23 protein-coding genes are annotated in these 22,498 nt (G+C 63.6%); 16 read left to right on the plus strand and 7 right to left on the minus strand.

Annotation, left to right across the window (positions count from 1 at the left end; translation table 11 throughout):
- Positions 1 to 85: 85 nt before the first annotated feature.
- Positions 86 to 985 (minus strand): LysR family transcriptional regulator, encoded by a 900-nt coding sequence (locus IVA87_RS34120; protein ID WP_247294724.1) that lies wholly within the window; start codon positions 983 to 985, stop codon positions 86 to 88.
- Between the two features lie 118 nt (positions 986 to 1,103).
- Here IVA87_RS34120 and IVA87_RS34125 point away from each other — a divergent pair, with 118 nt between their 5' ends.
- The 5 genes from IVA87_RS34125 (at position 1,104) to IVA87_RS34145 (ending at position 4,591) form a co-directional block, all read left to right on the plus strand.
- On the plus strand, positions 1,104 to 1,850 hold the full coding sequence (locus tag IVA87_RS34125) for an SDR family oxidoreductase (protein WP_247294727.1): 747 nt from the start codon (positions 1,104 to 1,106) through the stop codon (positions 1,848 to 1,850).
- 3 nt (positions 1,851 to 1,853) lie between these two features.
- Positions 1,854 to 3,062, plus strand: coding sequence for an arabinose transporter (locus tag IVA87_RS34130; RefSeq protein WP_247337399.1), 1,209 nt, complete (start codon positions 1,854 to 1,856; stop codon positions 3,060 to 3,062).
- Positions 3,059 to 3,838: a carboxymuconolactone decarboxylase family protein gene (locus IVA87_RS34135; protein ID WP_247337401.1), complete on the plus strand. Its 780-nt coding sequence runs from the start codon at positions 3,059 to 3,061 to the stop codon at positions 3,836 to 3,838. Before IVA87_RS34130 ends, IVA87_RS34135 begins: the two co-directional genes overlap by 4 nt.
- An 11-nt stretch (positions 3,839 to 3,849) precedes the next feature.
- Positions 3,850 to 4,080: a tautomerase family protein gene (locus IVA87_RS34140; RefSeq protein WP_247294731.1), complete on the plus strand. Its 231-nt coding sequence runs from the start codon at positions 3,850 to 3,852 to the stop codon at positions 4,078 to 4,080.
- Positions 4,081 to 4,195: 115 nt separating this feature from the next.
- On the plus strand, positions 4,196 to 4,591 hold the full coding sequence (locus IVA87_RS34145; RefSeq protein WP_247294841.1) for a cupin domain-containing protein: 396 nt from the start codon (positions 4,196 to 4,198) through the stop codon (positions 4,589 to 4,591).
- 136 nt (positions 4,592 to 4,727) lie between these two features.
- Here IVA87_RS34145 and IVA87_RS34150 read toward each other — a convergent pair whose 3' ends face one another.
- On the minus strand, positions 4,728 to 5,354 hold the full coding sequence (locus tag IVA87_RS34150) for a LysR family transcriptional regulator (RefSeq protein WP_247337434.1): 627 nt from the start codon (positions 5,352 to 5,354) through the stop codon (positions 4,728 to 4,730).
- Positions 5,355 to 5,482: 128 nt separating this feature from the next.
- On the opposite strand from IVA87_RS34150, the gene IVA87_RS34155 reads away from it, so the two are divergent.
- Both IVA87_RS34155 and IVA87_RS34160 read left to right on the plus strand, forming a co-directional pair.
- Positions 5,483 to 5,875, plus strand: a complete 393-nt coding sequence (locus tag IVA87_RS34155) for a RidA family protein (protein ID WP_247337403.1) — start codon at positions 5,483 to 5,485, stop codon at positions 5,873 to 5,875.
- A 45-nt stretch (positions 5,876 to 5,920) separates the two neighbouring features.
- Positions 5,921 to 6,622 carry an L-2-amino-thiazoline-4-carboxylic acid hydrolase gene (locus tag IVA87_RS34160; protein WP_247337405.1) on the plus strand — a complete coding sequence of 234 codons (702 nt, stop codon included), beginning with the start codon at positions 5,921 to 5,923 and terminating at the stop codon, positions 6,620 to 6,622.
- A gap of 319 nt (positions 6,623 to 6,941) precedes the next feature.
- Here IVA87_RS34160 and IVA87_RS34165 read toward each other — a convergent pair whose 3' ends face one another.
- The 4 genes from IVA87_RS34165 to IVA87_RS34180 all read right to left on the minus strand — a co-directional run bounded on the left by IVA87_RS34165 (position 6,942) and on the right by IVA87_RS34180 (position 10,821).
- Positions 6,942 to 7,970, minus strand: coding sequence for an ABC transporter permease (locus IVA87_RS34165; protein WP_247337407.1), 1,029 nt, complete (start codon positions 7,968 to 7,970; stop codon positions 6,942 to 6,944).
- A gap of 12 nt (positions 7,971 to 7,982) precedes the next feature.
- On the minus strand, positions 7,983 to 9,485 hold the full coding sequence (locus IVA87_RS34170; RefSeq protein WP_247337408.1) for a sugar ABC transporter ATP-binding protein: 1,503 nt from the start codon (positions 9,483 to 9,485) through the stop codon (positions 7,983 to 7,985).
- 6 nt (positions 9,486 to 9,491) lie between these two features.
- Positions 9,492 to 10,514 carry a sugar ABC transporter substrate-binding protein gene (locus tag IVA87_RS34175; RefSeq protein ID WP_247275910.1) on the minus strand — a complete coding sequence of 341 codons (1,023 nt, stop codon included), beginning with the start codon at positions 10,512 to 10,514 and terminating at the stop codon, positions 9,492 to 9,494.
- Between the two features lie 85 nt (positions 10,515 to 10,599).
- Positions 10,600 to 10,821: a hypothetical protein gene (locus IVA87_RS34180; RefSeq protein WP_247337411.1), complete on the minus strand. Its 222-nt coding sequence runs from the start codon at positions 10,819 to 10,821 to the stop codon at positions 10,600 to 10,602.
- Between the two features lie 492 nt (positions 10,822 to 11,313).
- Here IVA87_RS34180 and IVA87_RS34185 point away from each other — a divergent pair, with 492 nt between their 5' ends.
- The 8 genes from IVA87_RS34185 (at position 11,314) to IVA87_RS34220 (ending at position 20,252) form a co-directional block, all read left to right on the plus strand.
- Positions 11,314 to 11,688 (plus strand): DUF2946 family protein, encoded by a 375-nt coding sequence (locus IVA87_RS34185; protein WP_247337413.1) that lies wholly within the window; start codon positions 11,314 to 11,316, stop codon positions 11,686 to 11,688.
- A gap of 90 nt (positions 11,689 to 11,778) precedes the next feature.
- Positions 11,779 to 13,995: a TonB-dependent receptor gene (locus IVA87_RS34190; protein ID WP_247337414.1), complete on the plus strand. Its 2,217-nt coding sequence runs from the start codon at positions 11,779 to 11,781 to the stop codon at positions 13,993 to 13,995.
- Between the two features lie 63 nt (positions 13,996 to 14,058).
- Entirely contained in the window at positions 14,059 to 14,592 is a 534-nt protein-coding gene (locus IVA87_RS34195; protein WP_247294745.1) for a copper chaperone PCu(A)C, read from the plus strand.
- Between the two features lie 29 nt (positions 14,593 to 14,621).
- On the plus strand, positions 14,622 to 15,140 hold the full coding sequence (locus IVA87_RS34200; protein WP_247294747.1) for a YcnI family protein: 519 nt from the start codon (positions 14,622 to 14,624) through the stop codon (positions 15,138 to 15,140).
- The gene (locus IVA87_RS34205) at positions 15,140 to 16,702 is read left to right on the plus strand and encodes a CopD family protein (protein ID WP_247337416.1); all 1,563 of its coding nucleotides are present in this window, start codon (positions 15,140 to 15,142) and stop codon (positions 16,700 to 16,702) included. Before IVA87_RS34200 ends, IVA87_RS34205 begins: the two co-directional genes overlap by 1 nt.
- 164 nt (positions 16,703 to 16,866) lie before the next feature.
- Positions 16,867 to 18,186 carry a proline--tRNA ligase gene (gene proS, locus IVA87_RS34210; RefSeq protein WP_247337417.1) on the plus strand — a complete coding sequence of 440 codons (1,320 nt, stop codon included), beginning with the start codon at positions 16,867 to 16,869 and terminating at the stop codon, positions 18,184 to 18,186.
- Between the two features lie 73 nt (positions 18,187 to 18,259).
- Positions 18,260 to 19,540 carry a lipoprotein-releasing ABC transporter permease subunit gene (locus tag IVA87_RS34215; RefSeq protein ID WP_247337420.1) on the plus strand — a complete coding sequence of 427 codons (1,281 nt, stop codon included), beginning with the start codon at positions 18,260 to 18,262 and terminating at the stop codon, positions 19,538 to 19,540.
- 7 nt (positions 19,541 to 19,547) lie between these two features.
- Positions 19,548 to 20,252: an ABC transporter ATP-binding protein gene (locus IVA87_RS34220; protein ID WP_247294755.1), complete on the plus strand. Its 705-nt coding sequence runs from the start codon at positions 19,548 to 19,550 to the stop codon at positions 20,250 to 20,252.
- Positions 20,253 to 20,342: 90 nt separating this feature from the next.
- On the opposite strand, the gene IVA87_RS34225 is transcribed toward IVA87_RS34220, so the two are convergent.
- Positions 20,343 to 21,422, minus strand: a complete 1,080-nt coding sequence (locus tag IVA87_RS34225; RefSeq protein WP_247337422.1) for a zinc-binding alcohol dehydrogenase family protein — start codon at positions 21,420 to 21,422, stop codon at positions 20,343 to 20,345.
- A gap of 112 nt (positions 21,423 to 21,534) precedes the next feature.
- Between IVA87_RS34225 and IVA87_RS34230 the strand changes: the two genes are divergently transcribed.
- On the plus strand, positions 21,535 to 22,308 hold the full coding sequence (locus tag IVA87_RS34230) for a helix-turn-helix transcriptional regulator (RefSeq protein WP_247337424.1): 774 nt from the start codon (positions 21,535 to 21,537) through the stop codon (positions 22,306 to 22,308).
- Positions 22,309 to 22,498 lie beyond the last annotated feature (190 nt).

Raw genomic sequence — 22,498 nt, forward strand, 5'->3', positions numbered from 1 at the left:
GCTTGCTCAATGTCCGCTTCGACCCGAAAGCGACGGAATGGCTTTGTTGCCGCGAAGTGATGCAATGGGCCAAGAGGGATCAGCCCTATTTGCCACGATATCTGAGAGCGTCCGCCAGCAGCGTAAACGCCGGCGAGGGTTGCCGCCGGCTCGGATAGTATAGATGATAGCCAGAGAACGGCGGACACCAATCCGCCAGTACGCGAAGCAGCCGGCCTTGCGATACGTACGGCTGCACGTGTCCCTCAGTCAGGTAGGCGAGGCCTAGACCCTTCAACGCGCCATCGAGAAGGAGACCGGCGCTGTTGAATACCAGCTGCCCCTCGACCCGCACATTGAGCTCGCGCCCATTCTTCTCGAACTCCCAAGCGTAGAGGCTGCCGCCGTGCGTCGGCAGGCGCAGGTTGAGACAGTTGTGTTGAGTCAGGTCCTGCGGCGTTTTCGGCCGCTTGCGATCGACGAAGTACGATGGCGAGCCGACGACGGCCATTCGGAGATCGGGGCTGACGCGTACGGCGATCATGTCCTTGGCGACGAGCTCCCCGGGGCGGATGCCGGCATCGACCTGCTGTGCCACGATGTTGGTCAGCCCGTAGTCGATGATGACCTCGACATGGATGTCGGGGTACTTAGGCAGGAGCTTCCCAAGCGCCGGCAGAAGGATCTCGGCGGCAGCGTATTCGGTAGCCGTCAGCCGAACGGTTCCAGCAGGCTTCTCCCGCAATTTGCCCAGCTCGGCGAGATCTGCATCCATCTCGGTGAACTTGGGGCCGACACTTAGGAACAGCCGTTCCCCGGCTTGTGTCGGGGTGACGCTGCGCGTCGTCCGGTTCAACAATCGAACCCCGAGCCGCTCCTCTAGGCCACGGACGATCTGGCTGAGCGCGGACTGCGTCATGCCCAGCTTCGCCGCCGCGCGCGTGAAATTGCGTTCCCTCGCGACAGCGAGAAAGGCGATGAGGTCGCTTGCGTCGTCCCGATTCATCCATAAGCCTGCCTAATGACTGCATTCACAATTTATCACCTAATCGCGCGGGCGAGGAAGGCCTAGGTTCTGATCAGCCATCGAGCCGCAGCACGGCTCCAGAAGAAGGCAAGGACCTATGACAGACGGAATCAAGCACAAGATCGTCGTGGTGACCGGAGCGAGCAGCGGGCTAGGCGAGGCCACTGCGCGGCTCCTGTCGGCGCAGGGCGCGACTGTCGTGCTCGGCGCCCGGCGGGCGGATCGCCTCCAGGCGCTCGCGAACGAGATCGAGGCGCGCGGCGGGAACGCGCATGCTCTGGAAACGGATGTGACCCGCCGAGAACAGGTGAAGGCACTTGTCGACTCTGCAGTGCAGACCTACGGCCGCATCGACGTCATGATCAACAATGCCGGTCTGATGCCGCAGGCTCCGCTCGAGCAACTGAACGTCGACGAGTGGGACCGGATGATCGACGTCAACCTCAAAGGAGTGACGTACGGCATCGCCGCCGCGCTTCCGCACATGCAGCGGCAGAAGTCGGGTCATTTCGTCAACGTGTCGTCCGTCGCGGGACACAAGGTCGGACCCGGCTTCGCCGTCTACGCGGCGACGAAGTTCGCCGTCCGCGCGCTGTCGGAAGGCCTGCGGCAGGAGGTGAAGCCTTACAACATCCGGACGACGGTGATCTCGCCGGGTGCGGTGGCGACCGAGCTCCTGAATACGATCTCGGACCCCGCGGCAGCGGCGGGAATCCGCTCGTTCTATGATCAGGTGGCAGTGCCCGCAGAATCGTTCGCGAGGGCCGTTGCGTTCGCGCTGAGCCAGCCTGCGGAAGTCGACATCAACGAGATCCTCTACAGGCCGACCAGGCAGGAGCTCTGAGGCATGTCGATCGCAGCCACGCAGCAGCCTGTCTCGGCGCCCGGAGTCACGGCCACGCTGCTCCCGATCATGGGTGTCGTCTTCGTCGCCTTCCTCGTCATCGGCGTGGCCATGCCCGTGCTTCCTCTTCACGTGCACGATGGGCTGGGTCTCGGCACGTTCGTGGTGGGCCTCGTCGCCGGAAGCCAGTTCGCCGCATCGTTGATCTCCCGGCCGTGGGCCGGTCACTTCTCTGACGCGCGGGGAGCCAAGCGTGGGGTCGTCGCCGGCCTGCTGGCGGCGGCCGCCGCGGGGCTGCTGTATTTGCTGTCGCTTGGCTTCAGCGGGTCTCCGTTGCGCTCGGTCGCGATCCTCCTCTTGGGCCGTGGGCTCCTCGGCGGAGCGGAAAGCTTCATCATCACGGCCGCGGTGAGCTGGGAGCTGGCGCTCGCCCATTCCGGCAACACCGGTAAGGTCATTGCCTGGGTCGGATCGCCCATGTTCGCAGCCTTCGCGATCGGCGCCCCTGCCGGCTCCGCGCTATATGCGGCCCACGGCTTCGCGGCGATCTCGCTCGCGACCACATTGGCGCCGCTCGTCGCTCTGCCGCTGGTCGCTCTGCTCCCGGCGGTCGCGCCGGAGAAGCACGCGCGCGCCTCCTTCGTCGAAGTGATCGGTGCAGTCTGGGTGCCAGGTCTGGGCTCGGCACTCGGCTCCGTGGGCTTTGGCGCAGTCACCACGTTCGTCGCCCTGCTGTTCGCGACGAGGGGATGGGCCAACGGATGGTCCGCCTACACCACGTATGCGATCGCCTTCATCCTGGCCCGCCTGTTCTTCAGCCATCTGGCCGACAGGATCGGCGGAGCGAAGGTCGCGCTGGTCTGCGCGGCGATCGAGGCCGTCGGCCAGGCGCTGATCTGGCTGGCCGTTCGTCCGGAGATGGCCCTCGCCGGCGCTGCGCTCACCGGCTTCGGCTTCTCGCTGGTCTATCCCGGCTTCGGCGTGGAGGCGGTCCGCCGCGTGCCGGCGCAGAGCCGTGGCCTCGCCATGGGCGCCTACACCGGTTTCCTCGATCTCGCCCAGGGTCTCGCCAGCCCTGCGCTCGGATTGATCGCGGCCGGAGGGAGACTGAACGCTCTGTTTCTCGTCAGTTCGGCGACCGTGCTGTGCGCGTCGCTCGTCGCTTGGTGGCTGATCGCGAACCCGATGACATCGGAAGGATCCCTACAATGAGAACGCTCGCCGCGACTTTGATCTCACTCTGCCTGTTCGCCGTCGCGGCCGCGGCGCAGGCACCCCACCAAGGAGCAAACGGCATGCCCAAGCCCGAAGACATCCGCGCCGTCGCGCCGGCCCTCGAAGGGTATGCGCAGAAATTCATCGTCGACGACCTGTGGAAGCGAACGGGCCTCTCCCGTCGCGACCGCGGCATCGTCACGGTTGCCGCGTTGATCGCCCGCGACCAAATCGTCGAACTGCCGCACTACCTGGCCCTCGCGCTCGACAGCGGCGTGAAGGCGTCGGAGATATCGGAGATCATCACCCACTTGGCGTTTTACACGGGCTGGGCGAACGCGATGGATGCGATCCCGGCGGCCAGGGAAGTGTTCAAGAGCCGCAACATCGGAGCCGACCAGCTCCCGCCGGCCTTAGGACCGCAGCTCCCGCTCGACGAGGCGGCGGAGAAGCAGCGGGCCACGCGCGTCGGAGAGCAGTTCGGGCAAACCACGCCAAGCCTCGTCGAGTACACGACAGACGTGCTGTTCCGGGATCTCTGGCTCCGGCCGGCTCTCGCTCCCCGCGACCGCAGCCTCGTCACCGTGAGCGCTCTCATCGCGACCGGTCAGGTCGCGCAGATCGCCTATCACCTGAACCGCGCGATGGACAACGGGTTGACGCGGGAGGAAGCCGGCGAGGTGCTCGGCCATCTCGCCTTCTACGCCGGCTGGCCCAACGCATTCTCCGCAGCGCCGGTCGTCAAGGACGTCATCGAGAAGCGTCCACACTGAGGAATCCAGCAATGCCACACGTCATCGTCAAACTCTATTCGGGCAAAAGCCAACTCCAGAAGCAAGCCCTTGCGCAAGCGGTCGCCGAAGCGGTCACTGGCGCGCTCTGCTACGGAGAGGAATCCGTTTCCGTCGGCATCGAGGACGTCGAGCCGAAACACTGGACCGAAAAGGTCTACAACCCCGACATCATTGCCAAGCCGGACACCATCTACAAGAAGCCCGGGTACGACCCTCGATGAGCGAAGGCGTGAGATGATCACACGTCGGAACGTACTCGTCAGCGGCGCCGTCGCTGTTACCATCGGAGTTCACCGGGCGCTCTCGTCCGAAACACAGAAGGAATCTCAAATGGATATCGACATCAAACGAAACGGCTCGCGTCCCTCCCAAAAGGGACCGGAAGACTGGTTCACTGGGACGGTCCGGATCGACCCGCTGTTCCAGGCTCCCGATCCGGCCCGAGTAGGAGCTGGCCAGGTCACGTTCGAGCCCGGCGCTCGGACAGCCTGGCACACGCATCCCCTAGGTCAGACCCTAATTGTGACCGCCGGGCTTGGGTGGGTGCAGCGTGAGGGCGGTGCGATCGAGGAGATTCGGCCCGGCGACGTTGTCTGGTTTCCTCCCGGACTGAAGCACTGGCATGGCGCTTCACCGACGACGGCAATGACCCACATTGCGATCCAGGAATCCGTTGGCGGCAAGAATGTTGATTGGTTGGAAAAGGTGAGGGACGACCAGTATCGGAAATGATGGCAGGCGCCGTCCCCTTCGCATCAGTTTAGACCGACGCAGCGGGGACTTGCCGGCCGGTTGATGGCCGTTTTGCTAGAAGAAACACCGGCGCCGCGGTCGCTTGACGCCGAGTTGTTGCGGCTTTGCGGTCGCCTCAACTCCTGATGCTGCCGACCAAGCGCGGGGGTGTATTCGAAAGTGCGTGCTCGGCCAGCAAGGCGCGCAGCCATTCGCGGAAGCTCACGATCTCGGGGCAATCCGCGGTGCCTTCAGGCGCGACGAGCCAATCACCCAGTCTCGATCCCTCATCCATCCGCTCGCAGCGATAGCCCGGATGGTGGCCAAGACCGCGAGCGATCAGCAAGTCGACCTTGCCCTCGACCAGCTCGTGCAGGCCGGCGGGCTGCAGCAGCCGCAAACCGATATCTGGATGCGCGCTGCGAAACTCTGCCAATTGGAGGCGGCGCAGGTCGATGCTGCCATGAACGCCCAATTGTAGCAGCACTGCACCTGCCGGCTTCAATTGCGAGGTCGCCTCGGCGATGTGGCGAAAGCCTTCGGATATCCCCGGTAGATAGGCCCGGCCGGCCGCGGTGAGGATGAGCTGCTTATGCAGCCGGTCGAACAGGCGTACGCCGAGGCGCGCCTCCAGCGCTTTCACCTGCTGCCCTACGGCGGCGGGCGTTACGTGCAGCTCGTGCGCGGCCAATTTGAAGCTGAGATGCCGCGCGGCGGCTTCGAAAGCGCGGAGCGCGTTGAGCGGTGGAAGGATGTAAGTCATTGCTGCCCAGTTTGTCACTGAATGGCTGCGTGCTTGCAATAGATTTTCTTGCGCTGAACCGCAGCAATCGTGCTTTGCGCCGCAGCGATGCCGCCGGATAGGGTTCGGCCACAACACGGAGAGACCCCATGCCGCAAGTTCACGTCGTCATCCACAATCCCGCAACGGTCCACGCTCCTGCCGGCGGCTACAGCATGGGACTTGAACTGAAGCAGCATCGCCGTCTCTTGTTCATCAGCGGCCAGGTGCCAGAGAGATCGGACGGTACCGTGCCCGAAGGTTTCGAGGCGCAATGCGAGCAGGCCTGGCGCAACGTCAGGGAAGTGCTCGCCGCTGCGGGTCTGGGCGTCGAGCATCTGGTCAAGGTCACCACGTTCCTGACCGACCGCAACCAGGTCGTGACCAACCGTATTATTCGTCGCGCGGTGCTCGGGGAGCACCAGCCCGCACTGACGGTCGTGATCGTCGAGACCGTCGACAGCAAATGGCTGCTGGAGATCGAGGCGATCGCCGCAGAATGAAACCGGCGTCGCCCACATTGCAATGAGCCAATCATCGGGTGTCCAATGGCTGAGATCCATCCTTTCTACGATACGCATCGGGACGCAATGGAAGCCGCCATGCGGCACCGCCTCGACCTTGCCGATGCGATGTTGCGCGAGCGCGCGCAACTATCCGACATCGAGAAGATCAGGCAGGAAGTCATGGACGAATTCGAAATCGTGCTGACCCAAATGCCCTATGTCGGCGGCGCGGCCAGCCGCATGAGTGATTTCTTCATGCGTCTCACGGGTTTTATGGCCATCAGTCGGGTGCTCCGGCGCCACGGCGTGCCGGTCCCGGTGATCGGGGAGATCGAACGGGAAACCTACAAAGCGCAATTGCTCACCGTGTCAGAGGCGGAACGCCTTGCCTCGGGACGTCAGTTCATGTCGTCCGAGAACCAGGCTCTGCTGCGCGAGCAGGCGGCAAAGAGCGTCACGGAAAGCCACCAGAGGGAGTTTCCGGAGGACTTCGTCTACGATTTCGTAGAGCCGGATCCAGGAGACAAGTTCGAATTCGGCATCAACTACAAGGCTTGTGGCTTCTGCAAGCTCGCAGCGCGCCACGGTGACAAGGACGTCCTGCCGAACATTTGCGGGCTTGATTTCGACGCCTATGCCACGAAAGGCATCCGCCTGGAAAGAACGCAGACGTTGGCGGGCGGCGCGAGCCACTGCAATTTCCGCTTCTCGCGGCTGCCGTCGCATACGGAGGTCCAGAGTTAGGACGCGTTCCCTGGCTTCGCGATTGAGACGATCCAGGATTCCTCTGCCGGCTTCAGATCGTCATTGCGAGCGCAGCGAAGCAAATCCAGACTGTCACGCCGGAAAGATTCTGGATTTTCGCTGCGCTCGCAATGACGGGGGCAGGCACCGCCTCTCGGAGCCGCCGGCCATGGTGACATCATGCCCCTGTTTTGCCCGACGAGTCAAATCCACTTCGTAAAATCCGCAATTCTGCGAAGCCGCCGGCAAGTCATTGATTTCGCTGGTCCCGGCTACTGTGCATGGGGTTGTTTTCGCTGTTTTCGTTTTGAGGTCCCGTCTACTCCGTCGCTTTTTCCCTCAAGCGCTGCGCATAGACGTTAATGACCAGTGCCGCCAGCAGGATCAGGCCGCGGATCAGGATCTTCAGGAAGCTGTCGATGTTGACGTGGTCGAGTCCGTTATTGAGAACACCAAGAACGAAAAGCCCGACGATGGTGTTGCCGATGCCGCCGCGGCCGCCGAACAGGCTCGTGCCGCCGACAACGACGGCGGCGATGGAGTCGAGCAGGTAGGTGTCGAATTCGTTCTGCTGCGCGCTGCCGAAATGGGCAACGCCGAGCATGCCGCCAATGCCGGAGCAGATCGCCGAGATCACCATGACCGCACCGAGGATCAGCTTGACGTTGAGGCCGGAATATTCGGCCGCCTCGCGATTGCCTCCGACCATGTAGACGTAGCGGCCGAAGCGCGTGTAGGTCAGCACCAGATGCCCGCCGAGCAGCATGATGGCGGCGACTATGACGATCCAGGGGATGCCACCGATCGAGCCCGAGCCGAGCGTCGTGATCAGGCTCGGCACCTTGTAGGCGATCTGGCCGCGCACCAGGAGCGCCGAGATGCCGGCCGCGATCTGCATCATCGCCAGTGTCATGATGAAGGAGGGGATGCCGATCACGGTCAGCCCCAGCGCATTGACGAGGCCGAGCAGCGCGCAGAGCAGGATCGACAGGATGATGGCGACCGCGCCGGGCAGCGGCACATTCGCAATGTTGACGTAGGATTCCTGGAGCGTGAAATAGGCGACCGCGATGCCGGTGACGTTGGCGATGCTGGCGATCGAGAGGTCGATCTCGGCGCAGAGGATCACGAAGGTGAGGCCGACCGCGATGATGCCTGTCACCGACACTTGCGTGAGGATGTTGCCGAGATTGTCGAGCGTCGCGAAGGAGGGGCTGGCGAAGGCGAAGAAGCCGGACAGGAAAATCAGCGTCAGGAATGGCGCGATGTTACGCATCTGCGAGCGCAGGAAGGGCGCAAGTCCCCGCGCTCGCACAGCCACCGCCGGAACCGTGTCACTGCTCGCCATGGTGCTTCTCCGTCACGCCGTTTCCAGCAGGCGGTCCTTGCTGACCGGCTCGTTCCTGAATTCCCGCACCAATGCGCCGCGCTTGAGCACGAGGATGCGGTCGGCCAGCGACAGCACCGTTTCCGGCTCGGTCGACAGCACGATGACGGCAAGCCCCTTGGCGCGGAGGTCGCGGACGATGTTGATGACGTCGTTCTTGGCGCCGACATCCATGCCGCGGGTCGGCTCGCACAGCACCAGAAGCTTGGGCGGATAGGTCAGCCATTTTGCCAGCGCGACCTTCTGCTGGTTGCCGCCGGAGAGCATGCCGAGGTCGAGGCCGACCACGGGCGGTCTGATCTGCAATTGCTCGACCTGGCGCATTGCGATATCGCGCTCCTGCGCCGGCTTGAGCAGCAGCGCCGAGATGCGATCCAAAATGCTGATCGAGATGTTCTTGTAGACCGGCTCCTGGTGAAACAGCATGTCGCGCCGGCTCTCGGGCACCAGCGCCACGCCGGCGCGCCGCGCCGCCGCCGTGCTGGCGAAGGTCTTTGGTGCGCCCTCGACGGCGAGCGTGCCGCTGTCCGGCTTCAGCTTGCCGAACAGGATGCGCGACAGCTCCTGCTGGCCGCAGCCCATGAAGCCGTAGATGCCGAGCACCTCGCCGGCGCGGGCCTCGAACGAGACATCCTGAAGGCTGCGCGCGAGGGAGAGCTGGTCGACCTTCAGGACGACCGGGCTGTCGCTCGGCCGCGGCAGCATCAAATCGTCAGTGTAGCTATGCTCGAGCGTTTCGCCGCCGCGGCCGATCATGGCCTCGATCAGCGCGCCCTTGCTGGTCGCGGCGCTGGCGGTCTCCGCGACCTTCCGCCCGTTGCGGAAGACGGTCACCGTGTCGGACACGCGCAGAATGTCCTCGATGAAATGCGAGATGAAGACGATTGCAGTGCCTTCCTCGCGCAGACGCCGGAGCGTTGTGAACAGCCGCTCGACCTCGGGTGGGGAGAGGGCGGAGGTCGGCTCGTCCAGGATGACGATGCGAGCGCCCGAGAACAGCACGCGGGCGATCTCGATCAACTGCTGGAGTCCGATCGGGAGGTCCCCAAGCCGCGACATCGGGTCGACGTCGATGCCGAAGCGGGCGAGCTGCTCGCCCGCTTCGCGCGCCATCCGCCGCCATTGCACGAGGCCGAACCGGTTGACCGGCTGGTTGCCCAGAAAGACGTTCTCCGCAACCGTGAGGTCGGGCGCAACGCTGAGCTCCTGGTGCACCATGGCGATGCCGGCCGCATGGGCATCGCGCGCCGAGCGGAAACGCGTTTCCGCCCCGTCAACCAGGAAGCGGCCGGAGAATTCGGTGTGCACGCCGGCGATGATCTTCATCAGCGTGCTTTTGCCGGCGCCGTTCTCGCCGACGAGACCATGGATCTCGCCGGGAAGAAGCGCGAAGTCGACACCACGAAGCGCTTCGACGCCGCCGAAGCTCTTCGTGATGCCCTTCAGTTCGAGGATGGGCTGATGTCCCGCAGGCATGGAGGCTCAGATCAGGAAGTGATCCTGCATCCATTGCATCCCGGCGGCATTGGCCTTGGTCACGACCGGGCCGTCGGTGACGACGTTCTTCGGGATTCCCTGTCCGCTCTTCTCGCCGCCGACCACGGCCGATACGCCTGCAACGATGGCGCCGCCATGGATGCGGCACGACGGATTGCGCACGGTCGCGAACATGCGACCCTCGCTCACCGCCTGGATCGCCGGCGGCATGGCATCGACGCCGCCAATCAGGATGTTGGTGCGGTTGCGGGCCTTCATGATGTTGTAGGCGGCGAGCGCCATGTCGTCATTGTGGAAGAACGCAGCGTCGATCTGCGGATATTTGGTGAGATAGGTCTCCCAGAGGCGGGCGGTCTTGGAGACGTCCCAGTCGGCCGGTTGGGTGTCGAGCACCTCGATGCCAGGGAATTGCTTGACCACCGAGTTAAAACCCTTGGCGCGTCCTTGCGCGCCGGTGTGGCCGAGCGCACCCTGCGTCATGATGATCTTGCCCTTGCCGCCCATCGCGTTGCACAGCGCCTGAGTTACCGAGGCACCCATGAACTCGTTGTCAGGGGCAAGGAAGGAGTGGACGTTGATCTGGTCGAGCGGCGCAATCAGCGTGTCCATGTCGATGACGGGCGTGCCGGCGTCGATCATCTTCTGCACGGGCTGGGTGAGGGTGCCGATGCCAAAAGCCTGGATCGCGACGAAATCCCATTTCTGCGAGGCCATGTTGTCGATCGCGGCGCGCTGCTTGACCGCGTCGAGCTGACCATCGAACCAGGTCACCTCGACATTGAACAGCTTGCCCCAGAACTCCGCGGCCTGCTTGCCCTGTGCGCACCAGGTGGCCTGGAGGCCCGCGTTGGAGAAGGCCGCCTTCAGCGGTTTCTCGCTTCGTCCGACTTCGGCTGCAAGTGCTGGGTTTATGCCCATGCTGCCGAGGATGGCAGTCGCGGCGCCGGCGGTCGCTGCCGCCTGAAGAAGATCGCGCCTCGTCGTCGAGAAATCTTTCGTCCCGGACATCGCTCGCTCCCATAAAATTTTATCGTCGGCGCGTCATTGAATGCGCGACCGATGTCCGAAAGTGTCTCACAAGAGCTGATGCCACTCAATCTGCAATCAATCGCTGGATCGCAGCATCAGCGTCCGCCTCGATCATCAGCGTGAGCATAGATCCCATCACGAGCTCGCTGCCTTTCGAGCGGAACGTCGCCCCACGTTTCGGGATACTCTTCGAGCAGACGCCGATAGACCCAGCGGCGTCAGATTTCTCGCAGCGCGCCGCCACGAGCTCGAAGCTCCGTTGGACCGGATTGGCGGACGCGCTCATTGGCATCGAAGCCATGGGCAAATAACATGCGGGCAAAAAAAAGCGGGGCCCTGGCCCCGCTCAAAAATTGTGTCGACCCTATTATCCCCGATTCTAAGATTTGCTCTTGATTGACGGGGCGACGCTGCGTTTTGCGCGCCAGGGGCTCCTCCCGAGACTTGGACCACCAGGCTTCGACCTCACGGCCAGCCTGAGCAAGAGGGATGCTAGATCAACTTTTATCACTTGTCATCATTTTCGGCAACGAATGTTCAAAATTCGAGCATGTAACGAAATGATCGGGCTCATATCCCTGTAAATGCATGGGAAATAACGGATTTTTGGGTGAGGGAGGTGGTTTGACTTGCCTCAATGCCGGACCCCTCGCGCCCCGGGGTAGGGTGGCTCCGACCACTTCGAGATGTCTTCGCTGGGCCAACAAGGCGGCGGAACTGACCTCGACTCGGGGCTTGGGGCGGTGTTTAGTTAGGGGACGAACGAACGGTTCGGCGGATGCGCGCGCGCTTGCAAAAATTCCTACCCGTTGTCCTGCTCGCCCTGGTGATGCAGGTGCTGGCGCCGATTGCCGCCTGCTTGGCGGCCGGCCAGGCCGTTGCCGATCCGCTGTCGGCCGGCGTCATCTGCCACAGCGGCGGTGAGCAGAGGGGCCTGAACGATCAGACCGGCAGCCCCACCGCGCACACCGGCGCGTGCGCGCTGTGTTGCTTGGCGCAGGCCAACGCCTCGCTCGATTCGCCGCCCCAAGTTGGGCTCTCCATCCCCTTCCGTCACGCCAAGCGCGTGGCATGGCACGCTTTGGACATATCCGTCGTCGCTGCCGATAGGGGCTTTGGCGCCCAGGCGCGCGCGCCCCCTCAATTTTCCTGACCCGCGACGAACTTGCGCTCGGTGCGGCTTGCTGATGCCGCATCTCGCTTCGCAACAGATCGGCTGCGTGCCGCTGTCAGGAAATGTCCCATGCCTTGTCTTCGTTCTTTGCGGAGTGTGCACGCGCGCTGCATTCTGCTCGCGTCCGTATCGATTTTGGCTTTTCCACACACTTCGGGTGCCCAGGTAAGTCGGTCGGAACTTCCCTCGGTTATTGTTGAAGCTCCACAGCAAAAGCGCGCGGCTCGGGTCCGGCCCCACCGTGAGGCCGTGCGATCAGCGCGTGTGGCGCGAAGCGCACGACCGGCTGGGCTGCCGCAGCAAGCCGCGAGCGTGCAAGGCGCCGGGGTCCCGGGGTCCCTGACGGTGCTGACCGCGCAACAAGCGCTTGCGGAAATCAACCAGACGCCGGGCGGCGTAGCGCTCGTAACGGCGGAAACTTACAGGAATTCGACGCCCGCCAACACGATCAAGGACGTGCTGGACTACGTGCCTGGTGTGTTCGCCCAGCCTAAATGGGGCGACGACACGCGGCTCTCGATTCGCGGGTCGGGCCTGTCGCGCAACTTCCACCTTCGCGGCGTCCAACTCTACATGGACGGCATCCCGATCAACACTGCCGACGGCTATGGCGATTTCCAGGAGATTGACCCTACTGCCTACAAATATGTCGAAGTCTACAAGGGCGGGAACGCACTCCAGTTCGGCGCGAATTCCCTCGGGGGCGCCATCAACTTTGTAACTCCGTCCGGCCGCGATTCATTTCCGAACGGCGTGTCTTTCGACGTCGGAGGTTTCGGCTTCAAGCGGCTTCAGGCGAACGCAGGTGGCGCGAACGGGCCGTGGGACGGTTTCGTGACCGCTTCCACGCAGGCCGCTGATGGATTTCGCGATCATAGCTTCGGCTCGAGCAATCGCTTGAGCGGCAATTTCGGCTATCAATTCTCTCCGGACGTTGAGACACGGTTTTACCTCAACGCCAACGAGGTGCGGCAGCGGATCCCTGGTACCGTGACCAAGGCGTCTGCCTTGACCGATCCGGAGGCTGCCGCTCCGGGGAACGTTGCCATGGATCAGCAGCGTAATATCGATACAGTCAGGTTGGCCAACAAGACGACCGTCCGCTTCGATGACACCAAGCTTGAATTCGGCGCCTTCGGGCTCGACCGCCATCTGATGCATCCGATTTTCCAGTGGCTGGACTACCGCTACAAGGACTATGGAGGCTTCGCGAAGGTCACGGATGACCGCACCATCGGCGGTTTTCGCAACAGACTGGTCGCGGGTGTCTACGTATTGAATGGTAGCATCGACAATCAGCAGTTTGCCAATCTTGCCGGTCAGAAGGGCAGGCTGCTTTCTTCCTCGATCGATCGCTCGGAGAACGCCTCCGTTTATGTTGAAGACAGCTTCTACTTCCTTCCGGGTGTCGCAATGATAGCCGGTACCCAGTTTCTGTACGCAACTCGCAATCGGCAGGATCGCTTCCTCGGCGACGGAGATCAATCGGGAGCAACGCGGTTCAATCTCTGGTCGCCGAAGGCAGGCCTCCTGTGGCAAATCGATCCAACATGGCAAGCTTTCGCAAATGTCTCGCGAAGTGCCGAGGTGCCGAGCTTCGGTGAGAGCTCGATTGGTCCCGGCATTCCAACCATCCCGTTCACCAGGATCCGCGCACAGATCGCGACCACGTACGAAGTCGGAACGCGCATGAGGCGGCCGGATTATGCCTGGGAGCTCACCGCCTATCGCGCCAATATTCGCGATGAGCTGCAATGCCTCTATAGCGCGTTCGGGAATTGCAACGTGACCGATGCCGACCGGACGCTTCACCAGGGAATCGAGGCCGGGGCAGGTGCAACAATCTTTCGCGACATCTTCGTCAGTGGCTCCGCGCCGGACAAGGTCTGGCTTAACGTCTCTTACACGTTCAACGACTTCCGTTTCGACCGCGACCCTGTCTTTGGGGACAATCAATTGCCGGGCGCGCCCCGTCATTACCTGCGCGCAGAGCTCCTCTACAAGCATCCGACGGGTCTCTATGTCGGCCCCAACGTCGAATGGGTGCCACAAGCCTATTTTGTCGATAGCATGAACACGCTCAAGACAGAGCCTTATGCGCTGTTGGGATTGAAAGCCGGGTTCGACAATGGCGGTCCGCTATCCGCCTATGTCGAGGGACGCAATCTCACCGACAAGACCTACATTGCTAGCGCGAGCATCATCGATCGGGCAACGGCGACGTCAGCCTTGTTCGAGCCGGGCACCGGGCGGGCGGTATACGTCGGAATGAGGTATCGATGGTGACGCACCAAATAGCAGATGACCACGGACGTCTCCGCCGGAGTAATCATCAATGAGGCTATCGAAATGAAGAAAGTGAAGCAGACTCTCCTCACAATCGCGCTGCTGCTGGGCGGCTGCGCCGTTGCATCGGCCGACGACGTCAAGGCGGGCGATCTCGTGATCTCGCAAGCCTGGAGCCGGGCGACGCCGGGCGGCGCCAAGGTCGCGGGCGGCTATCTCACCATCGAGAACAAGGGGGCGGCGGCCGACAGGCTGGTCAGCGCTTCCGCGGACCTCGCGGGGAAGACCGAGATTCACGAGATGGCGATGGACAATGGCGTGATGAAGATGCGCCCGCTGGACAAGGGGCTCGTCATTGATCCCGGCAAGACCGTGAGGCTTGCGCCCGGCGGCAATCATTTGATGCTCCAGGAGCTGAAGGGCGCGTTCAAGCAGGGCGACAAGGTGCCAGTGACGCTTCAGTTCGAGAAGGCCGGCAAAGTCGCAGTCTCCCTCGACGTGCAGGGCGTCGGCGCGCAGGCGCCGGGCGATGCCGAGCATTCAGGTCATATGGACATGAAGAAAATGCCGGATCACTCGGGGATGAAGATGAAGTGAGACGGATCCGAACTCTCGGGAGGCTGAACATGTCGAAGCTATTCCGCCTGATCCTGATTGCTGCGTTCGCCGCCTCGCCGGCGGCGGCGCACGTGTCGCTCGAGACCAAGCAAGCCACGGTCGGTGCGTCTTACAAGGCTGTGTTCACAGTGCCCCATGGTTGTGCGGGTTCGCCCACGGTGAAGATCCGCGTGCAGATCCCGGAAGGGGTGATCGCAGTGAAGCCGATGCCGAAGGCAGGCTGGACCATCGATGTCGTCGAAGGCAAATATGCCAGCGAATATGACTATCACGGCAATAAGGTCTCGTCCGGCGTCAAGGAGGTGGCGTGGGCCGGCGGCAAGCTGCCGGACAAGAACTATGACGAGTTCGTCATGCATACGGTCCTCACCGACAAGCTCAAGCCGAACACGACGTTGTATTTCCCCGTTGTCCAGGAATGCGAGACCGGTGTCAGCCGTTGGATCGAGATCCCGGCTGAGGGGGCCGGGCATTCGCAGGAGGGCAAGTCGCCCGCCCCGGGTGTGAAGCTGCTGCCGAAACCCTGATGCGCCTGCTCGCCGCGCTCGCGACGCTGCTCCTGGTCGTCGGCTTTGCGACCGGGGCCTCGGCGCATGCGGCACTCGTCTCGGCCGAGCCGGCGAGCGGCAGCAGGCTCATGGCCGCGCCGGAGGCTGTGGTGCTGCGCTTCAACGAGGCCGTCACGCCCGGCGCGATCCGGCTGATCGATGGCGCGGGCAGGACACGGGACGATGTGCGCATCGACGCGTCGGGGGAGGCCATTTCGGTTGCGATGCCGCCGGACCTGCCGCAGGGTACGGCGGTCGTCAGCTATCGCGTGATTTCGCAGGACGGCCATCCCGTGGCCGGATCGGTGATCTTCTCGATCGGCATGCCGACGGGGACGAAGCCTCTCGCGAATACGGATAGCGGATTGAGCATACTCATCTGGCTGGCGCGGGTTGGTCTTTATATCGGGATGTTTGTTGGTGTCGGCGGTGCGTTGTTCGCGCGCTGGATCGCGTGGTCGACGACCAGCATGATCGTGCCGCGGGTGGCACTCGCGGTCGGCCTTCCGAGCGCGGTGATGTCCCTCGGTGCGCTGGGTGTCGATCTCCTCGGCCTGCCACCGGCAGCTCTTGCGACGGCCGCGCCTTGGAAGGTCGCGTTCGCGACCAGCGCAGGCCCCGCCTTGCTGGTCGCCGTCGCTGCGATGCTGCTGGCCCTGATGGCGCTGCGTGCTGCCTGGTACGCGCGCGCTCTTGCGTTTATCGCGTTCATCGGCGTCGGCCTGTCACTGGCCATGACCGGACACGCCGCAACGGCGCCACCCGAAATGTTGACGCGGCCGGCAGTCTTCCTCCACGGTCTCGGCGTCGCGTTCTGGATCGGGGCGCTCGCGCCGCTCGTTGTGCTGGTGTCAAAGCCGGCGGCCGCGGCCTTGCCTGTCGTAAACCGCTTCTCGCGCATCGCCGTGCCGGTCGTCGCCACGCTGGCCTTGACCGGCCTTGGGCTCGCTATCGTCCAGCTCGAAAGGCCTTCAGCGTTGGTCGAGACCCGCTATGGCCTCATCCTTTCCATCAAGCTCGCGCTCGTCCTCATGCTGCTCGCACTCGCCGCGCTCAACCGGTTTCACCTGAGCCCGGCGCTGGCAAGCGATCACAAGGCCGCCTCCGCCCTCAAGCGCTCGATCCTGTTCGAATGCGCGATCGCACTCGTCATCGTCGCGGTCGTCGCCGGGTGGCGCTTCACGCCGCCGCCGCGGACCATGCTTCCCGAGGCGCCGCTCGCGATCCACATCCACAGCGACAAGGCAATGTTCCAGGTGCTGGTCTCTCCTGGGAAGCCCGGCGTGGACGATTTTGTACTCCAACTCATGACCGGCGAGGGGACGCCGCTCGCGGCCAAGGAGGTGACGTTGACCTTGAGCCTGCCCGAGCGCGGCATCGAGCCGATGGAACGGGGTACCTCGCTGGGGCCGGACGGCTATTGGCATGTGCGCGAGGTCGAACTGCCTTTCGCAGGCCGCTGGCATATCCGGATCAATGCGCTGGTGAGCGACTTCGAAAGCATTACGCTGGAGGATGAACTCGAGGTGGCGCCGCCCTAGGCTCGCCGGCTTTGCATGGCATGCTGCTCCTCAAGCCAAACCTGAAGTCAACGGAAAATGACAGGAATTCCGCTGCGTTAGCGGCTTTTCCTCACTCGCGGTCTTGTGTTTTCGCTCCCAATCCGGTTTCACTGCAACCCGTCACTGATTCCTAGAGTGTTGCCATGCGGTTGTCGCGATTCTTTCTGCCCATTCTGAAGGAAAATCCGAAAGAAGCCGAGATCGTCTCGCATCGGCTGATGCTGCGCGCCGGCATGATCCGGCAGGAGGCCGCCGGCATCTATGCCTGGCTGCCGCTTGGCTTCCGCGTGCTCAAGAAGATCGAGCAGATCGTGCGCGAGGAGCAGGACCGCTCGGGCGCAATCGAGGTGCTGATGCCGACGCTCCAGCTCGCCGACCTCTGGCGCGAGAGCGGCCGCTACGATGCCTATGGTCCGGAGATGCTGCGCATCGCCGACCGCCACAAGCGCGAGCTGCTGTACGGCCCGACCAACGAGGAAATGATCACCGAGATCTTCCGCGCCTATGTGAAGTCCTACAAGAACCTGCCGCTCAATCTCTATCATATTCAATGGAAATTCCGCGACGAGCAGCGTCCGCGGTTCGGTGTGATGCGCGGCCGCGAATTCCTGATGAAGGACGCATACTCCTTCGACCTCAACGAGGCGGCGGCGCGGGTCGCCTACAACAAGATGTTCGTCGCCTATTTGCGAACCTTCGCGCGGATGGGGCTGAAGGCGATCCCAATGCGCGCCGAGACCGGCCCGATCGGCGGCGATCTCAGCCACGAGTTCATAGTGCTGGCAGAGACCGGCGAATCCGGCGTCTTCATCAATCGCGACGTGCTGGACCTGCCGGTGCCGGGCGAGGACGTCAATTATGAGGGCGATCTGACACCGATCATCAAGCAGTGGACCTCGCTGTATGCTGCTACCGAGGACGTTCACGATTCCGCACGGTTCGAGCGAGAGGTGCCTGCGGACAAACGAGTGAACACCCGTGGCATCGAGGTCGGCCAGATCTTCTACTTCGGTACCAAATATTCCGAACCGATGAAGGCGCTGGTCGCCGGTCCCGACGGCGTCGAGGTACCGATCCATGGCGGCTCCTACGGTGTCGGCGTCTCGCGCCTGCTTGGCGCCATCATCGAGGCCTGCCATGACGATGCCGGCATCAATTGGCCGGAAGCCGTCGCCCCGTTCCGCGCTGTGGTGCTCAACCTCAAGCAGGGCGATGCCGCGGTCGATGCAGCCTGCGAGAAGCTCTATGAGGAGCTCACCGCCAAGGGCGTGGATGTCCTCTATGACGATACCGACCAGCGCGCCGGCGCCAAGTTCGCCGCCGCCGACCTGATCGGCATCCCCTGGCAGATCATGATCGGGCCGAAGGGGCTTGCTGACGGCAAGGTCGAGATCAAGCGGCGAGCCGACGGCGCACGCGAGACCATGTCGCCTGCGGACGCGGTCGCCCGCTTGGTCGGCTGAATATTGTTCATCGCGCGATATTGCGGCCGCCAATCCGGCCACAATTGACCCCGAATCATGGGATTATCGAGCGATGGACGAGACCATGACCGAAACCGTGCAGACCGCGCCTTTTGCGCCATTCGAGTGGATGCTGTCGGGGCGCTATTTGCGAGCGCGCCGCAAGGAGGGATTCATCTCGGTCATCGCCGGGTTCTCCTTTCTCGGCATCATGTTGGGCGTGGCGACGCTGATCATCGTCATGGCCGTCATGAACGGCTTCCGCAAGGAGCTGCTCGACAAGATTCTGGGGCTCAACGGCCATATCCTGATCCAGCCGCTGGAATCGCCGCTGACCGACTGGAAGGATGTCGCCGACCGCCTCAGCCAGGTCGAGGGCATCCGGCTCGCTGCTCCCGTGGTGGATGGCCAGGCGTTGGCGTCATCGCCATGGAACGCTTCGGGCGTCCTGGTGCGCGGCATCCGCTCCGACGACCTCAACAATCTCACCTCGATCGCCAAGAACATCAAGCAGGGCTCGCTCGAGGGCTTTGACGAGGGGCAGGGCGTCGCGATCGGCCGCCGGCTCGCCGACCAGCTGTCGCTGCATGCCGGCGACAGCGTGACGCTGGTGGCGCCGAAGGGCGCGGTCACCCCGATGGGCACAACGCCGCGCATCAAGCCGTACAAGATCGTCGCCGTGTTCGAGATCGGCATGTCCGAATACGATCTCGGCTTCGTGTTCATGCCGCTGGCCGAGGCGCAGGCCTACTTCAACCGCAGCAACGACGTCACTTCGATCGAGGTGTTCACCACCAACCCCGACAAGATCGACGCCTTCCGCAAGGCCGTGACGGAGGCTGCGGGCCGCCCGGTGTTCCTGGTCGACTGGCGCCAGCGCAACTCGACCTTCTTCAACGCGCTCCAAGTCGAGCGCAACGTGATGTTCCTGATCCTGACCATGATCGTGCTGGTTGCCGCCCTCAACATCGTCTCCGGCCTGATCATGCTGGTGAAGGACAAGGGCAGCGACATCGCGATCCTGCGCACCATGGGTGCCTCGCAGGGCTCGATCATGCGCATCTTTCTGATCACGGGCGCCTCGATCGGCGTGGTCGGCACGCTGGTCGGTTTCTTCGTCGGTCTCGTGATCTGCCTCAACATCGAGTCCATCAGACAATTCCTGTCCTGGCTCACCAGCACCGAGCTGTTCTCGCCTGAACTCTATTTCCTGTCGAAGCTGCCCGCCGAGATCGACGTCGGCGAAACCACGGCGGTCGTCGTCATGGCGCTGACGCTGTCGTTCCTGGCGACGCTGTACCCGTCGTGGCGCGCCGCGCGCCTCGATCCGGTCGAAGCGCTCCGGTACGAGTGAGGGGCTGATGGAGCAGCAGCATGGGGCGGATGATGTACCGGTCATTTATCTGCACGAGATAAAGCGGCAGTACGTGCAGGGCGAGATGCCGCTGACGATCCTCGACGGCGCCAAGCTGGCGTTGTGGCGCGGGCAGTCGGTCGCGTTGGTGGCGCCGTCGGGGTCCGGTAAGTCGACACTGCTGCACATTGCGGGGCTGCTCGAGGCGCCGGATTCCGGTGAGGTCTATGTCTCGGGCGCGCCGACCTCGCAGCTGCCCGACATCGAGCGCACCCAGCTGCGCCGCACCGATATCGGTTTCGTCTACCAGTCGCACCGGCTGCTGCCGGAGTTCTCGGCGCTGGAGAACGTGATGCTGCCGCAGATGATCCGCGGCCTGAAGAAATCCGAGAGCGTCAAGCGCGCCAAGGAGATCCTGGGCTATCTCGGCCTCGGCGACCGCATCACCCATCGTCCGGCGGAATTGTCGGGCGGCGAGCAGCAGCGCGTCGCGATCGCACGTGCGGTTGCCAACGCGCCGCGCGTGCTGTTTGCGGACGAGCCGACCGGCAATCTCGACCCCGGTACCGCCGAGCACGTGTTCCAGGCCTTGATGCAGCTGGTCAAGGCGACGCAGGTGTCGATGCTGATCGCGACCCACAACATGGAGCTCGCCGGGCGCATGGACCGGCGCGTCTCGCTGTCGAACGGCCAGGTGGTCGAGCTCGACTAAAATGCGAAAACAACCCCATGCACAGTAGCCAAGTGCTTGGCCGGACTTGCGAAAAGAATCGGCGACGGCGCTCGGCCGCGCCCCTGGGGCTCAAGGCCGGATCACCGTCAGTTTGAACGGCGCGCCATTGGCGGCGGCGTGTTCCACGGCTCCGTTGGCGTGGTCGAGATCGAACGCCGTCACCTCGTATTCGTCGAGCCTGAGCAGCCCGGCGCGCACCAGCGCGATCAGGCGGGTTGCTGCGTCCGGCGGGTACATCCAAACGCCGTGGATGCTGATGCAGTTGCGCATGATCCATGGGTAGGGCAGCTCGAGCCCTGCACCGCCCGCCATGCCGACGCCGCCCATGAGCACGACGCGGCCATACGGGCGCACCGTCATGACCGCCGCGCGCACCACATTGGTGCTGACCGAGGGCGGCATGATGTCGAGCACGCAGTCGATCGGACCTGATGCCGCGTGCTTCATGCTCTCGCGGTCGTCGTCCTCAACGCCGGCGAGCTTGACCGGCTTCACGCGGCTGCCGAAGCGGCGGACGAGGTCGGCCAGGGTTGTTTCGTTGCGGCCGGGCGCGACCACGCAGGCCGCGCCCATTGCCAGCGCGACCGAGACGGCCGCGCTGCCGAAATTGCCGGTGGCCCCGCTCACCAGCACGGTCTCGCCTGGTCGCAGGTTCGCGGCGAGGAAGCCGCCATAGGGCACGAGCAGTGTCCCAAGGGCGCACCATTGCGCCGCTGCCTCCGGTGTGATCGCGCCGAGACGTGTGACGTTCTCGGTGGGCACCCGCATCTGCTCGGCAAACGAGCCGTGGCGAAAATGCTGTTGCAGGCGCATGCCGCCAGGGCCGGCGGCCGTGAGCCCTTGCAGGGCAATGTCGGGCGCAACGGCATCGTCGCGCGAACGCACCGTCGGATCGCAGAACACCCAGTCGCCGATCGCAAGCCTGGTTGCGTCCGGGCCGACCGCGCGCACCCGGCCGATGCCGCCGGGGCCGGGGATCATCGGCAGTTCGAGCGCATAATTGCGTGTCCCGTCGAAGACCTCGTTCATGTAGGACAGCACGCGCGTGGCAACGACATCGACGATGACCTCGCCGGTTCCGAGCACCGGTTCGGGGGCATTCTCGATCACCAGTGGCGAGCCGAAGGATTTGAGTACGGCAGCTTTCACGATGTTTCACCTCTCAAGGTCGGGTGAAGCGCATATGCGCTGCCTTGGAGGGGACAAGAAGGCCTGGTATTATCCTAGTATTGCAAGGACCCTCCATGGCGGGAACGACATCATGGCCGACCCACGCCGCGTCGAATTCGGCGACTTCCTCAGGTCCCGCCGCGAAAAGCTGTCACCGAAGGCAGTAGGCCTTCCGGCGGGCCGGCGGCGGCGCACCGCGGGGCTGCGGCGTGAGGAGGTCGCGCAGCTCGCCGGCATCGGTGTCGACTGGTACATCCGCCTCGAACAGGGCCGCACCGTCAGCCCCTCGATCACCACCGTCGATGCGCTCGCCCGCGCGCTGCGTCTCAGCAAGACCGAGCATGCGCATCTGAAGGCGCTGGCGCGCGACGGCGCGAGGGCTGCCTTCGTGCCCGAGATCGTGCCGCCGCCGATCCGGCGGATGATCGACAGCTTGACCCAGCCCGCCTATGTCACTGGGCGGCGCTGGGACGTGCTGGCCTGGAACGCGGCGGCCGAGGAGATCTTTGGGTTCGGCCAGCTGCCGGAGCAGGATCGCAATACGTTGCTCCTGGTGTTGACGAACAAGCAGACGCGAAAATTCTACGGCGCGAGCTGGACCGACGTGGCCAAGAGCATGGTCGCAATGTTTCGCGCCACCCACGACGTCTGGGCCGGCGATCCCGCCTTCACCGAGCTGCTCACGCGGCTGCGTCAGGGCAGTCCGGAATTCGTCGATTGGTGGGAGGCGCACGAGATCCGGAGCACCGCCTCGGGCCTGAAGACCATGAACCATCCGACCAAGGGCGTGCTCCGGTTCGAGCACACGAGTTTTCAGGCCAACGACGATCCCGCGCTGAAGCTCGTGATCTATACGCCGGTGTAGGGCGGGATCCGCAAGCCAAATGCGTGTACGCGCATCCGCAACACGCCCTGGCAAAGCTGAGAGACGCCAGACCATACGATCGCTGGATTAGCCCGCATTTCTCACACGGCCGATAGCTGTGCGACAGAGGATAGAAGGTCTAGCGAAGGCGATGAGGAGCCGTTGCGCTGGAGGCGCGGGTGGCGATTTG

This window comes from Bradyrhizobium sp. 147, from assembly GCF_023073935.1.
Taxonomy (GTDB): Bacteria; Pseudomonadota; Alphaproteobacteria; order Rhizobiales; family Xanthobacteraceae; genus Bradyrhizobium.

Bases quoted from the DNA above. Each gene is read 5' to 3' on its own strand.
- IVA87_RS34120 (WP_247294724.1), bottom strand. From the start codon at position 985: ATGAATCGGGACGACGCAAGCGACCTCATCGCCTTTCTCGCTGTCGCG.
- IVA87_RS34125 (WP_247294727.1), top strand. From the start codon at position 1,104: ATGACAGACGGAATCAAGCACAAGATCGTCGTGGTGACCGGAGCGAGC.
- IVA87_RS34130 (WP_247337399.1), top strand. From the start codon at position 1,854: ATGTCGATCGCAGCCACGCAGCAGCCTGTCTCGGCGCCCGGAGTCACG.
- IVA87_RS34135 (WP_247337401.1), top strand. From the start codon at position 3,059: ATGAGAACGCTCGCCGCGACTTTGATCTCACTCTGCCTGTTCGCCGTC.
- IVA87_RS34140 (WP_247294731.1), top strand. From the start codon at position 3,850: ATGCCACACGTCATCGTCAAACTCTATTCGGGCAAAAGCCAACTCCAG.
- IVA87_RS34150 (WP_247337434.1), bottom strand. From the start codon at position 5,354: ATGACTTACATCCTTCCACCGCTCAACGCGCTCCGCGCTTTCGAAGCC.
- IVA87_RS34155 (WP_247337403.1), top strand. From the start codon at position 5,483: ATGCCGCAAGTTCACGTCGTCATCCACAATCCCGCAACGGTCCACGCT.
- IVA87_RS34160 (WP_247337405.1), top strand. From the start codon at position 5,921: ATGGCTGAGATCCATCCTTTCTACGATACGCATCGGGACGCAATGGAA.
- IVA87_RS34165 (WP_247337407.1), bottom strand. From the start codon at position 7,970: ATGGCGAGCAGTGACACGGTTCCGGCGGTGGCTGTGCGAGCGCGGGGA.
- IVA87_RS34170 (WP_247337408.1), bottom strand. From the start codon at position 9,485: ATGCCTGCGGGACATCAGCCCATCCTCGAACTGAAGGGCATCACGAAG.
- IVA87_RS34175 (WP_247275910.1), bottom strand. From the start codon at position 10,514: ATGTCCGGGACGAAAGATTTCTCGACGACGAGGCGCGATCTTCTTCAG.
- IVA87_RS34180 (WP_247337411.1), bottom strand. From the start codon at position 10,821: ATGAGCGCGTCCGCCAATCCGGTCCAACGGAGCTTCGAGCTCGTGGCG.
- IVA87_RS34185 (WP_247337413.1), top strand. From the start codon at position 11,314: ATGCGCGCGCGCTTGCAAAAATTCCTACCCGTTGTCCTGCTCGCCCTG.
- IVA87_RS34190 (WP_247337414.1), top strand. From the start codon at position 11,779: ATGCCTTGTCTTCGTTCTTTGCGGAGTGTGCACGCGCGCTGCATTCTG.
- IVA87_RS34195 (WP_247294745.1), top strand. From the start codon at position 14,059: ATGAAGAAAGTGAAGCAGACTCTCCTCACAATCGCGCTGCTGCTGGGC.
- IVA87_RS34200 (WP_247294747.1), top strand. From the start codon at position 14,622: ATGTCGAAGCTATTCCGCCTGATCCTGATTGCTGCGTTCGCCGCCTCG.
- IVA87_RS34205 (WP_247337416.1), top strand. From the start codon at position 15,140: ATGCGCCTGCTCGCCGCGCTCGCGACGCTGCTCCTGGTCGTCGGCTTT.
- proS (WP_247337417.1), top strand. From the start codon at position 16,867: ATGCGGTTGTCGCGATTCTTTCTGCCCATTCTGAAGGAAAATCCGAAA.
- IVA87_RS34215 (WP_247337420.1), top strand. From the start codon at position 18,260: ATGGACGAGACCATGACCGAAACCGTGCAGACCGCGCCTTTTGCGCCA.
- IVA87_RS34220 (WP_247294755.1), top strand. From the start codon at position 19,548: ATGGAGCAGCAGCATGGGGCGGATGATGTACCGGTCATTTATCTGCAC.
- IVA87_RS34230 (WP_247337424.1), top strand. From the start codon at position 21,535: ATGGCCGACCCACGCCGCGTCGAATTCGGCGACTTCCTCAGGTCCCGC.